Annotated in this window: 3 protein-coding genes and 1 pseudogene; all 4 read left to right on the top strand. The window is 40.1% G+C overall.

Annotation, left to right across the window (positions count from 1 at the left end; translation table 11 throughout):
• Positions 1–33 precede the first annotated feature (33 nt).
• The 4 genes and pseudogenes from IPL24_05725 (at position 34) to IPL24_05710 (ending at position 14,509) form a co-directional block, all read left to right on the top strand.
• Entirely contained in the window at positions 34–2,175 is a 2,142-nt protein-coding gene (locus IPL24_05725; protein ID MBK8363188.1) for a T9SS type A sorting domain-containing protein, read from the top strand.
• Between the two features lie 62 nt (positions 2,176–2,237).
• On the top strand, positions 2,238–2,699 hold the full coding sequence (locus IPL24_05720) for a hypothetical protein (protein ID MBK8363187.1): 462 nt from the start codon (positions 2,238–2,240) through the stop codon (positions 2,697–2,699).
• A gap of 42 nt (positions 2,700–2,741) precedes the next feature.
• A pseudogene (locus tag IPL24_05715) lies at positions 2,742–3,784 on the top strand (nucleoid-associated protein).
• Positions 3,785–4,072: 288 nt separating this feature from the next.
• Positions 4,073–14,509, top strand: a complete 10,437-nt coding sequence (locus IPL24_05710; GenBank protein ID MBK8363186.1) for a hypothetical protein — start codon at positions 4,073–4,075, stop codon at positions 14,507–14,509.
• The last annotated feature ends 546 nt before the right edge of the window (positions 14,510–15,055 follow it).

Genomic DNA, 15,055 nt, shown 5'->3' with positions numbered 1-15,055 from the left:
CGAACAAAAAATAATTTTAATTAAAACTCAAAAATGAAAAATAAAATATCCAAAATAAAAATATTTCTGATCACCGCCACCGCAATTATTTTTTCAGCAACTAATTCAATAGCACACTTCGGATCAAAGGGCCCATTCGGCGGCACAGTGAATTGCGCTATTGTAAATGACACTGTCGTTTACGTCGGAACACTTACGGGTGGTGTTTATCAAAGTGCCAATACATTATTGGCAGCATGGACTCCTCGCCCAGTGGGCTTAAAGAGTGGAAAGATCAATGCACTAACTCATACAGGCAGCTATTTGTTTGCTGCAAGTGATAGCGGTGTTTACCGTTTCACTGGTTTTGTCGGGAATGATAGATACTGGGAAAAGGTGAATGCAGGATTAGATACCATTTCAGTAATCTCATTGTGCTCCATTGATTCGATAACTATTCTTGCAGGTACAATGGGTGATGGTGTATACAAATCAAGTGACAAAGGTTTGACATGGACAGCAGTTAATACAAACCTTCATCATTTCGATGTAAAAGGTTTTGCAAATGCAGGTTCAAGAATAATACAAGTATGCGACGGTGGGTTATGGTCATCGGATGACAATGCTCTAACATGGGATGAATTCAATGATGCTAACACAGAACACATTGATGCTACAGCGATTTCATACAATACATTGACTGACGAAATACTAATCAACAATACAGGTGGTCTGTTTTTACTAGCGTCTGCAAGTACAACTGGAGTTCCGAGTTATGTTGCATCACAAACAGGATTGCCCTCAGGTATCCAGATCAGGTCCATTTCCAATAATGGATCAAAATGGTTCTTGGCAACTAATCAAGGTGTTTTTAGTTCTACGACGGGAAGTATCACTTGGACAAGCGAAAGTACAGGACTAACGACGCAGGATATTACAGCTATAGTACCTTATCCGAATCAGAACAGGCTTGTAGTTGGAACAAATAATGAAGGCTTGTTCAAAACTCCGGATTCATTAGTCAATTGGACAAAAGTTGCAACCGGATTCAACAACCTTGTCACTTATTCTCTCGCAGCAAAAGACACTGTTTTGATTGTAGCAGCAACTGAAAGAGGCGTTTTTGTAAGTAATAATCTTGCTACAAGTTACAGAACTGCAAATACAGGCCTGACCGATAGTCTGCATGTAAACGACGTTACATTTTTCGGAAACACACTGGTTGCAGCAACAGAAAACGACGGAGTATTTATGAGTCATGACACAGGTTCAACATGGATGACGATGAATATGAGTTTATCAAATCTTAGCATTAAAAAAATAATTGCAAGTTCAGATTACATTTACATTATTGATTCATCAAATGAAATTTATCGTTCAGATATGATGACAGGTTGGGTAAGTGTACAGGCAGGACTACCAAGTGGAGTTGTTCCAACTTCTATGATCTTCTATCAGGGCATCATTTTATTAGGAACATATGGTGATGGTATTTATACCAGAAATGAATCAAGCGGTGTCTGGACACAATTCAACAATGGTTTGAGCAATTTAAATGTAACATCCGTTTCTTTAAATGATCAAAATAAAGTTTTCGCCGGAACTGATGGTAATGGTGTGTTCGTTTCTGATGCTACGACGATCAACTGGTCGGCTACTTCTTCTATTTCAAATTCATTCATTGCATTGATGGGTCTTGATGTAACCAGAATTCAGAGTATGGGATTTTATGCAGGATATGTTTTTGCAAGTATCAGAGGTTCTGTTGTTGCAAGTTCAGATAATGGAGTGACATGGGAAGAGGCCGGAACACAATTTAATGTACCCAGCTATGCTGATCTGAATAAACTTTCATTTGTTACTACACGAATATTCACTTCGACTCCAAACAATTCTTTGTATTCACAGGGGCTTTCAGAATTGCCTGTGATTCCTGTAGGACTTTATGGACCGGATAAGAATTATGCCACAATTCAGATAGCTCCAAATCCAAGTGCCGGCAAAATCAAACTAGAATTCAAGAATGAAAACGAAAATATTCTTGAGATAAATATTTTTGACGAAGCAGGCAGGATCATCAAGCAGTTTAATAAAATTTCAAAAAATGAGATTGAATTAAATGTAGCGGAAGGTGTCTATTTCATGAGAATTACTACAAACAATGGCGTACAAACTCAAAAAATAATCATTCAATAAAAAATGTTTTGATTCTACTACCTGCTGCTAAATTGCAGCAGGTAGTTTTTTATTCCATTTAAATGAGAAACAAACAAAATAAATTCATCTTATTTTCCCGGCCAAAACGGATCGGGGCTGAAATCAATTTTATTACTTTCTCAACTTGCTTGATTGTTTTTTTTCTTCTTATACTCAATTCATGTACATATGACAACCTGAATTTGTCCCCATGTAATGATCAGTCAAATGATTCCATATCATTCAATAATGACATCATTCCCTTGTTCAATAATTATTGCAATACATCAGGTTGCCATTCAGGCACAAGTCCCGAAGGTGGCTTAAATCTGGAACCTCTTGAAGCTTATACAGAACTGATGAAACCAGGCAAAGGATATATAGACACGATTAATCCTAAATTCAGCATCCTTTATATACAAATGAAATCAACTACCCAGCCAATGCCTCCTACTGGAAATCTGGATCCTTGCCAGATCGAAATGATCTTTAACTGGATAAAGCAAAACGCCAGAAATAATTGAGTTTAATAAAGTCTATATTTGCCTCCATCAATATGACTTTATATGATTCATTCTCTCAACACCCAAATCCGCCAACTCGCCGTACACTACGTCGGAAATAAATCCCTCGAAGAAGGAATTGAGTTTTCCGAATCTGTTATGGAACAACCGGATGATGCTACGATTGAGGCTTTGTTGAAATATTTTTTGTCATCAATTAAAGGCGAAGAACTGTTTGAATTTTATCATGAATCGGATCTTGAGCTGAACGAACTTTTCAGTTTTTGCACGAAGATCTTTAAAGAGAAGCGTAATTTTTTCGGACAAGGAAAAAATATTGCCAAGCATTTGTATGAATGTTCGGAGCATCCGAAAATAAAGAGTGGTGAATTTTATGTAGCTTATTTTACTGATCTCGTTCTGGATGATGAATCATTTGATGCCATTGGACTTTTTAAATCAGAATCAAAAGACAGATTTTTGAAGGTCAAGCAGAAAAACAAGATCTTCAATGTTTCAAGTGAAGAAGGCATCAATACAAATAAACTTGATAAAGGTTGTCTGATCTTTAATACAGACGAGACAACAGGATTTAAAATTGCAATCGTCGACAATCTGAATAAATCACTTGAAGCACAATACTGGAAAGATGATTTTCTGAAAGTAAAACCTGTGAACAATGATTTCCATATGACGAAAGAATTTTTAGGCATTGCAAAAAACTTTGTCGTCAAACAACTTTCAGAAGATTTCGAAGTGAGCAAGTCGGATCAGATCGATCTGTTAAACCGCTCCGTCGAATATTTTAAAGAAAATGATTCCTTCGATAAAAAGATTTCGAGAAAAAAGTTTTTCAGGAGCCGGAGATCATCAAATCATTCAGAAGTTATGACACCAGTTACAGAGAGGACAATGATCTGGAGATCGAAGATCAGTTTGAAATTTCTAAACCGGCGGTTAAAAAGCAATCGAAAGTTTTCAAAAGTGTTTTGAAGCTCGACAAGAATTTTCACATCTATATTCATGGCAATAAAGACATGATTGAAAGGGGTGTTGAGAAGGATGGCCGGAAATTTTACAAGATCTACTTTGAATCAGAAATGTAGGTGTGTGGCGGCTTAATTCTATCCATATAATCACTATTTAAATCCAATGACCTACATCATTTACCCATGTAATTTGTCATATTGACACTCCGTCTGACGCCATTTCGCAGAATAAATTTTCAACACTTTTAATTAACTCATATTATAGATCTTGAAAAGTTGTGTTTTTACACTAAAAACCCAATAAAAATGCATCATTTCAAGTGACGAAAATTTATCAACTTTTTTCAAACCAGTTTTGCCAGATTTGAGAAAATTGTTAATTTTCACAAGCACAACAATTTACACATGAAAACACCCACACCACTCAAGCGGGCCATCTTAGTTATGGCCTTAATTTCTATTAATTTATTCGGCACAACGGATAAATTATTCGCCCAGACAGCGAATGCTCTGAACTTTGATGGCAACGACGACTATGTTGACATCACACCTTCTGTTCCTTATACGGGTACATTTACAATCGAAGGTTGGATAAAAACAAGTGACCCGAATGCCAAGTTATTTATCTGGGAAAGTACTGTTTTAAATGGACATGCTTATCTGGGTTTAAATCTTGGAACACTCCGCCTTTCTGTCGGAGGCAGCGGCGGTGTCGATCAACTTGATGGTAATACCATTATAAGTAATAACACATGGCATCACATTGCTGTTGTTAAATCGGGCACATCAGTAACATTTTATGTTGATGGTATTCCTGATGGAAGCGGCACAAGTACAAGAAATCCATCTTCCACAATTTCCGGTTCAGCAATTGGAGCTGGTATAATCAACGGAAGTCTTCAAGGTTACTCGATTGAAACGATTGATGAAGTCAGAATTTGGAACATTGCAAGGACACAATCTGAAATAATGAATAACAAGGATTGTGAACTGAATGCACAAACAGGCCTTGCAGCTCTTTATCATTTTAATCATGGAATTCCAAACGGATCAAATCCTTCAACCACTGTATTAACTGATTATAGTGGCAATTCACGTAATGGTGTTCTGGGAGGTTTTGCTTTAAATGGCACCACATCCAATTGGGTAAATTCTATTGTATTTCAGCCAACAAATATTTATCGGACAATTACTTCAGGAAACTGGAGCGACCCGGCAATATGGGAAACTCAATACGGCTCTTGTTGGGTACCGGCAGTCACTGCACCAACATCTACTGATTCTAGTATAAGTATCAGAAACGGTCATACTGTAACCGTGAATTCAGTTGTAACCATTGATCAGACACAGGTGGATGCAGGCGGATCATTGATTGTTTCAAGTGGTACACTTCAAGTGATGAATCATCCATCTACAGATCTGTTTGTAATGGGCACAATGACATTCTCAGGAAGTTTTATTGAAGGTGATGGCGAAATTGAAATCAATACCGGCGCAACGTTAACATGGACGAATGGAAATATGCGGGGAACCGGAACTACAACTATTAAACCGGGTGGAACATTTGTATTAGGCGGTGTTGGAACAAAAATCATCAATGACGGAAGAACAATTAATAACTACGGAACATGTAATTTAACAAGTAGTGTTACAGGAAGTCTTGCTTTCGGAGCAAGTGTTCAATTCAACAATTACGGAACTTTCAATATTAATTCAGGAGCTGACTTTGCTGTTGTAGGTGGTGTCGTTGCACCTGCTTTCAATAATATGGTGGGTGGAATTGTAAACAAAAATGATGTTGATACGACTTCACTGACAAGTCCAAACAGACTTAACAATTACGGAACGTTTAACGTGAATGCAGGGATTTTCACTTTGAATTCGTCAGTTGGAGTTCATTCCGGAATTTATAATGTAACATCTCAAGGTAGACTAAATGGAACCGGCAATATGAATTTTACCGGAAGTACATTTACGAATAACGGCGAAGTTTCAATGAGTGCAATCAGTTTTAGTGGAACTGCATTGCAAACCATTGCAGGAAACGGAAGTTTTTCAAACGTTACATTTAACAATGCAAGCGGATTCACTCTTACTGACAGTCCACTTCTCAAAACTTCTGTTAGCTGGACGAATGGTATTCTAACTTGCGCCGGAAGAGTTATACTTAGCGATGGCATCACTCAGACTTCAACAGCAAATTGCTGGGTGAATGGAATTATTGAATATATAATAGGTTCTGGTCTAATAAGCAGAGTAGCAACTTTTGAAATTGGTGATGCAACTTCAAAAGCTAAAATGCAATTAAGTTTTCCTGCGATCTCCGGTCCGGGTTCTATTATTGCCAGAACTGTTGCAGGTGATGATGTGAATATAAGCACTGCAGGAATGAATCCTGCAAAGACTGTAAACAGAACCTGGTCAGTGACAAACAATGGAACTTCTTTTACATCTTATCAATCCACTCTCAACTGGAATGCAGCAGATGAAGATGCAGGTGTAAATTATAACAACTACAATGTCAGCCTTTACAGTAATGGGTCATGGTTTACACAATCAATTTTATCGCGGTCATCAAATTCAATTCAGTCGAATGGTGGTCAAATTGCTTTAGGTGAATTTCAGATAGGCGAACCATGTGATCCAACAGGTGATTACAGATCTGTAACTTCCGGCGACTGGGGTAATCCTTTAACGTGGGAAGAATATAACGGATGTAGCTGGATTCCTGCTGTATCAGCACCATCTGCTTCATCTAATGTTATTACGATCCGGAATGGAAACAACGTGAATATAAATGGTAGCACTACAATTGATCAGACAACTGTAGAGTCAGGAGGAACACTTACTGTAAACAGCGGAACACTTGTGATCAACAATGGAACAGGTCCGGATCTGACTATTGAAGGTAGTATCTCATGGAGTAATGCTGCTACACTTGATGTGAATTCAGGTGCAGAAGTAAATGGTAGTGCAAGTTTTTTCTATAGCGGAAGTACTTTGATCAATAATGGATCATTAAACACTTCTCAGTTTATCACGGGAACCGGCTCTGTTACAATTAACGGGAATGGAATAATCTCAACATTTATACCTTTCAGTTTTAGCCCTTCCTTGGTTACGATTACAGGAACACAAACAATTACCGATCAACTTTCATTTAATTATGGAATTGTCCGTGCCCAAGGATCGGGAAAAATTGTAATTGCGAATGGCGCTTCTATTTATAACGGAACTGCTACTACTTATGTTGATGGTAATCTTGAAATTTATTATCAATCATCACTTGGTTTAACTTATCCAATTGGTGATACAACTTCATATTTACCGGTTACGCTTTCCGCCTTTATCACTAGTCCGGGTGGAATAATAGTAAGAACTGATGGTGCTGATCATTCATTGATTGGATCTTCGGGAATTGATCCAAATAAATCTGTTAACCGTACATGGACAATTTCTTCTTCCGGTGCAGCCACCAATCAATATTACCTTGATGTACAATGGGGCGCTACTGAAATCGATCAAGCAGCTAACCCTTCGAATCTGATTGCAAGAATGTGGACCGGTCAGGCTTGGGAAATTGTTGATGTCTTAGCGAGTTCTGCAACAACAGCAACATTGCACTATACAGGAACAAGTTTAGGTGCTATCCAGATTGGTATTTCTAGTTGTATACCTGCTGATGTCCCTGTAGTAATAAATCAGACAAGCAATTGTCCCGGCGACAGTATCACATTAAGTATTGACTCAGGAGACCTAAATGATTTTGCAGACTGGCAGTGGTATGAAGGTAGTTGCGGCGGTACATATTTAAGTGTTGGAAGTTCTATAACTGTTGCTCCAACAGCAACCACTTATTATTATGTAAGAGCAGAAGAAGGATGTGTTGCACCGGGCGCATGCGCGGAAGCAGTAGTTACTGTTCAAAATTCAGCACCTGTATTTACAACTTGCCCTGTACCATTCACTGTTTGTCAGAATGATGCTTCAGGAGCTTGTAACGTAGAATTCTACCCTGCAACTGTAATCACAGGTGTACCTGTTGATTACGCAGACAGAGGAATTTCATACAACAACGTTTCAATTAATGGTGGCGGAAATTCCGCCGTTGTTACCGGTGGTTCAACAGTAACACTTGGATATGATGTTTCTGTGTTCTTTGATTCTCAAACCGGATATTGTCCCGGCTGTGTTGTTCAATCATACATTGGAATCGGAGGAACAAGTCAGACTATCCAGTGCGAGGCAAATATTTATAGTGGTTATTCTGCTTCTTATTCTTCAATCACATTTACAGCTCCTACTATTCCGGGAATATATTATTTAAGTCAGCAAGGAACACTTGATTATTTCTGCCAGCCAAACAGAAATTTTGAAAACGAAGCATCAATGGCTATCGGTGTAATTGTAGTTGGCCCTACCTTCCCTACTGTTTCAAGTTTATGTTCAAACGTTACTCTTACTAATGACGCTCCAACTTGTTTGCCAATTGGTGTAACAACAGTTACCTGGACAGCAACAGATGCATTTAATAACTCTACAACTTGCACGCAAGACGTTACTGTAATTCCGGGAGTTGCTTATTACAGAGATGCTGATGGTGACGGTTTCGGAAATCCCAACAATGTTAAATACTCATGTTCATTCGTTCCCGGGGGTTATAATTCAGACTCTACAGATTGCAATGATTCATTATTAACCTATGCAGATCTTGACAATGATGGAATTGGCTCAGGCATTTTGATTGCTTGCGGAAGTGTTACTACGAATACTGATTGTAATGATAATGACACAACACAAAATGTAACATATACGTACTATGCAGATGTTGATGGTGATGGATTTGGTAATTTTTATAATTCAACTCAAAGCTGTTCAAATACACCGCCAAGCGGATTTGTTACTGACAACAATGATTGCAATGACTATCAATTCATGTATGACGCTTTGGATGGTGATGGATATGGAGCAGGACCTGCAGTAGCATGTGGTAATGGATCAAATGATTTAGATTGTGATGACAACCATATAGATATTAATCCGGATGCAATTGAAGTATTAAACGGTGTCGATGACGATTGCGATGGATTGGTAGATGAAGGTTTCGCATGTAATTTAGAATTGACCACTTCCGCAGGCGATACCTTATTTGTTTGTGCAGAAAGCGGATTAACAAGTGGAAGCGTAAACCTTGTACCTCTCAATGGTACTGCACCATATACTTATTCAGGTGATGACACAACGAATCTCGTTACAGGTTCTTATTTTTATAATGTAACTGATGCTGTGGGCTGTACTGCTTCCTTTGAATTGAAAGTATTTGTTACTAATTGTATCATTCCATATTACGAGCCACCTACGAATGACACGATCGACAATCTGATCGGTGCAGAGTTGACTCAGCTCTATTCTTATCCGGATTCATTAGTAGACACTACTGCAACAAACAATATCTTCCTCATTGACGATAATCAAGGTGAAGTTTTGATCGAGGTAATTTCAAACATCGGTCAGTACAATACACTTCTTGCTTTATTGCAAACTCCTGCTTATGGCATGAACAGCATTATTGACAATGGTGATACAACTCTGATCATTACCGGCATGTTCCCGATAGCGAATTTGCCGAAACTGGATTCATTACCGATACTTATCAATTATGTTCGACCTTACTATTCACCTATTAGCAGTGCCTTTGCTACAACAGGATTAACTACATCGCAAGGTGATTCAGCTCAGATGTCACACAAAGCCAAACAAGCCTGGAAAGTTTCCGGTGATGGTGTAAAAGTGGGTGTGCTTTCTGATAGTTACAATACAAAATTCGGAAGTCCTACTCCTGCTGAACGTGATGTTCAGAATGGCGACCTTCCCGGAGCTGCTAACCCGAATTTCAACACAGACGTAATTGTTTCTGAAGAATATCCTTATGGAACAGGAACTGATGAAGGTCGTGCCATGCTGCAGATTGTTCACGATGTGGCTCCGAATGCTGAACTGATGTTCCGTTCAGGATTCATCAGTGCCGGCAATTTTGCTGATGGTATCAAATCACTTCGTGATTCAGGATGTAAAGTAATTGTCGATGACATCACTTATATCACTGAACCATTCTTCCGCGATGGTGTCATTGCACAAGCTGTGGAAGATGTTTCTGCTTCCGGTGTGAACTACTTTACTTCGGCAGGTAACTTCGGAATTAAATCTTATGAAGGCGTCTTCACTCCTATGGTTGCTCCTGCCGGTTATGCCGGTGCTGCACACGATTTCGGTGGCGGTGATTTCTATCAAAGCATAACACTTCCAAAAGGAACTTATACGATCGCTCTGCAATGGAATGATGATTTCTATTCTATCGGTGAGATCGTTGGTGCTCAGAATGACCTTGACATCTTCCTTGTCGATCAGTTCGGTGCACGTCTGTTTGGTTTCAATCGTAACAACATCGATGGTGACCCACTTGAGATCCTTCCATTTGTTGTGAAGGCTACTTCGCAGGCAAACATCATTATCACCCGCAAGAGTGGTGTTGGTAATGTTCGTTTCAAATATGTCATCTTCCGTGGCGAAGGTGTGATCAATGAATACAATCAGGGAACCGGTACTGTCATCGGACAGGCAAATGCTGAAAGCGCTATGTCGATCGGTGCAGTGTTGTACAAAAACACTCCTGTCTACGGTGTGAATCCTCCGACAGTAGCTTCCTTCTCTTCAAGAGGTGGAGTGCTTATCGATGGTATCGACAGACAGAAGCCTGACTTCTGTGCTCCGAACGGTGGGAATACAACTGTGAATTTCGGTGGTGAGAATATCGACAACGATCTTTTCCCTAACTTCTTCGGTACTTCTGCTGCTGCTCCGCATGCTGCGGGTGTGGCTGCTCTTTTGATTGAAGCCAAAGAAAAATATTATGCAGGCGAAACATTCAACGGTGCACAAATGAAAGCACTCTTGAAATCGACTGCCATCAACATGGATGGTGCAGGATATGATGCAGCAACAGGAGCAGGATTTATTCAGGCCGATGCTGCCTTGCAGACATTTGCTAATCCGTTCCCGATCATCGATGATTATCATTTAGCAGATTCTGCATTCACACCGGGATTACAACCGATCACGCTTGTCATCAATGGTGAATACATTGCTCCTGATGCTTCGGTCATCTTCCAGTACGATACTCTTCCTGCTACTGTAATTGGAAATCAGATCACAGTCGACTTGCCTGAATTTTTAGGTAATCCTCCACTGGTGGTTTACAATCCGCCGATCGCTCCAAGTGGTCTGGATGGTGGAGCGAGTGATTCAATCTACCTACTTAGCACTATTCCGCAGAATGTAAAAGTTACGATCAACAGCGTTAACAAGAAATATGGCGAGGTTATTCCTGCTTATTCTTTTGATGTTACGATCAATGATGTGCCTTTAGCAAGTACAGGACAGACTCTTGCTACGCTTGGTCTGACTGATATTACTTTCTCATCAAACGCTACTAATCTATCTGACATTGGTCAGTATTTCAGAAGAGGTCACTCTGCTGTTACTGATCTGAGTAATCCTCTCTCATTGACCTTGTCAGAATTGTTCAACTATCAATTCATCGACGGAGTACTCACGATCGAAAGAATGCCGATCACAGTGACGCCGAACGACATGACATTGGTTTATGGTGAAGCGATCAACGGTAAGGAAATTCAATTTGATTATGATTATAACACAGCCAACATTGATCCTTCCGATCAACTGGTTTTCCTTGATTCATTGTCAACAGAGCATCAATCAACAATGTCCAGTTCAGTGGTACTAATCGACGGAAAGCAGGCGGTAAATGGTGTAACACTTACTCCTGCTGATTTCCTGAACATGAGTTTCATGGTCAGTGGAAAAGCAGCCGTCAATGGCAAGCAAGCAGTCAATGGCAAACAAGCGGTTAACAGCATTGTCTACGACACGACGTATTATATTCCGGTCAACCCGGCTTCTATCTTCGACTATCATGTAGATTCTTCCAATGCTGTTCTTTACAATGGCAAGCAAGCAGTCAATGGCAAAGCTGCCGTGAATGGAAAACAAGCTGTCAATGGAAAAGCTGCCGTGAATGGAAAGCAAGCTGTGAATGGGAAGCAAGCCGTTAATGGCAAACAAGCTGTGAATAGCAACACATTCAACGAAGAGTCGAATGAGAATGCCGTACTTATCGTGGATTCACTCGATGTATATGATGATCCGAATGATTCAGTAACTATCGCTGGATTTACTTCGATGAACATGATCTCCGGGTATACAGTGGGAACATGGCTCATTGCGCCGGGTGTATTGATGTCTGAGAATTTCGATATCTCTTATGGTCTTGGTAACTTAACGATTCTTCCGGAAACACTCACAGTAAAAGCAAACGATAATACAGCAGGTTGTAACGGTATTCAACCGGCTTACACGTTCACCAACTCCATCTACCAATACGAAGATGCAGACAGTAACGTGATTGCAAGCGGTCCGACCTTCACAATTCTTGACAACATGAATGTGAATGTTGGCAGTGGCAATCTTGCAGGTGGAACTTATCAGATCGTTCCGAGTGATCTGGTACAAGCTGATACTCCTGCCAATTATATTCTCGTATATGAACCGGGAGTATTGACGGTAGGAAATGAACTGACTGCAAATTCTACTGCAGGAATAATTTTGTGTAATAAAGATCATGCAGATATTACTGTTACGGCTACAGGTGGAACTGCTCCTTATACAGGAACAGGAACATTTAATGAAGGTGCCGGAACGTATACGTACAATATTACTGATGCGAATGGCTGTACAGCGACTACAACAATAACATTGACTGAGCCAACAGAAGTAGAACCTACAGCAAGTGCGACACCAGTATTATGTTATGGTGACTACACACAGATAACTATTTCTGCAACCGGTGGAACACCACCTTATTCAGGTACAGGAACATTTACTGTTATGGCAGGTTCATTCAATACAACAGTAACAGATGCAAATGGATGTTCAGGAAATACATCAATTACAATTACAGAACCGATGATGCTTGTTGCATCTGCAACTGCTACACCAATTTCATGTAACGGCGGTACATCTGAAGTTACGGTTACCGCAACAGGCGGAACGGGACCTTATACAGGAACCGGTACGTTCACAGTTAATGCCGGTGCTTATAGTTTCACTGTAACAGATGCAAACGGATGTTCAACAGTTGCAACAGGAATAGTCATGGCTCCATCAGCATTATCAGCAACTGCAAATGGATCAATAGCATGTTATGGAGGAACAACATCAGTTACTGTAACAGCGATCGGAGGAACGTCTCCATACACCGGAACAGGAACATTCACCAATGTAACTGCCGGAAACTACAACTATACAGTGAGTGATGCTAATGGATGTTCGACAAGTGCATCAATCAACCTTGTTGAGCCTGCTCCTATCTCTTCTTCAATAAGCACAGTTAATACGACTTGTAATCTAAGCAATGGTACAGCAACAGCAACAGTAATAAACGGGGCTGCACCTTTTACTTATTTATGGTCACCGGGTGGACAAACCACTTCATCAATAACATCTCAACCTGAAGGAAATTATTCGGTAGCAATTACTGATAACAATGGTTGTACAGGTAATGCTTCTGCATTGATAACAAATACATCTTCTGTACCTAGTGAGCCAACTTCTATTACAGGACCGTCCGGTGCATGTAAAAATCAAACTGGCGTTGTCTTCAGTATCGCCCTGGTTGCCGGAGCTACCTCTTATCTCTGGACAGTTCCTGCAGGTGCGACAGGTTCATCGACTTCAACATCGATAACTTTAAGTTTTGGAAGTACATATACCGGAGGTGTGTTAACGGTACAAGCAGTTAATTCATGTGGAGCAAGTTTTGCAAGTACAGTAACTCTTTCACAATTTACCTCTGCACCTAGAACACCGGGACCGATCACAGGAACACAGAATATCTGCGGACCACAGGTAAGTACTTATTCTGTGGCTCCGGTAGGAAATGCAACAAGTTATATCTGGTCAGTATTAAGTATCGGTGGCGGAACACAGGCTATCATACTATCCGGACAAGGAACAAATACGGTTAGCATCAGTTATCCTTCAGGATTCATCGCCGGATTGATCTCCGTAAGAGCAACAAATTGCATGGGAAGCAGCGGATTCAGAATAACATATTCATTAGGAGTATTAATAATTCCACCTATATTCACTTCAGCTCAAACAAATTCAGTTTGTCCGGGAACAACAAAAACTTATCAGATCTTTAAATTCCTGAATGCAACATCATATACATGGGAAGCACCGGCAGGAGCAGTAATTTCGGATGGATTTGGTTTAACCGGAAATCCACTGACTGTTGATAGTGCAATTACAAAAGTTTATGTTACTTATCCGGCCGGATTTAATTCAGGGACTCTTTCTGTTTATGCAAGTAATGCTTGTGGTGACGGACCAACTACTACACTGAATATTTCATCATCCATCCCGGGAACACCAGGCGCGATCAACGGGCCTACTGTTAACTTGTGTAAGAAAACCGGTCAGACCTACTCAATCAGTGCTGTACCGAATGCAACTTCATATACATGGACGCTTCCTTCAGGTGCAACTTTCTCGGGTAGTTCGACAGGTACAAGTGTGAAAGTAAATTACGGGAACAGTTTTACATCAACAGGTACAATAACAGTCAGAGCGAATGGCACATGCGGTTCGAGCCCTGTTTCTTCCTTAGTCGTTTCACCGGCACCGGCTACCTGGGAAGTATTTCCGGCAATTCGGCCGTTTGCAAATCCAATACGAATGTTACATATAGTATTTCTTCTGTAACAGGAGCCACTTCATACTCATGGACGATTACAGGAGGTGCAACTTTTGTGGGATCTACAACGGGAAGAACTGTAATAGTCAGGTTCACATCTGCAACATCAAATTCTGCTACACTTTCAGTAAGAGCAAACCATTCTTCCGGCAGTTCTGCATTCTCAACAAAAGCGATCAACGTAAATCTTGGTTGCAGAACAATGGGTGAAGAGGATGAAACAGAAGCAGGAATCTTCAGTGTTTATCCGAATCCTGCAGCATCAAATATCAATGTTGAATTTGACGCTCTGAGTGGAGAACAATTCAACATCAGGTTGATTGACATGTATGGCAAATTAATATTGGAAGAAAAAGATCTGAAAGGCGAAGGTCTGATGAGAAATACTATCAATATTGAAAATGTCACAAACGGTGTTTACATTCTTCTTTTAGAAAGAGATGGAGCGATTGTCAAAACACAGACTGTAGTGATTGAGAAAAATTAACAATCAAGATCACTTATTGAAAGGCATTAAGAAGTTGGGGTGTAGTCTGCAGACTACACCCCAACTT

It is taken from the genome of Bacteroidota bacterium (assembly GCA_016711505.1).
Lineage (GTDB): Bacteria > Bacteroidota > Bacteroidia > AKYH767-A > 2013-40CM-41-45 > JADKIH01.
This window is presented reverse-complemented; position numbering and strand designations above follow the sequence as displayed.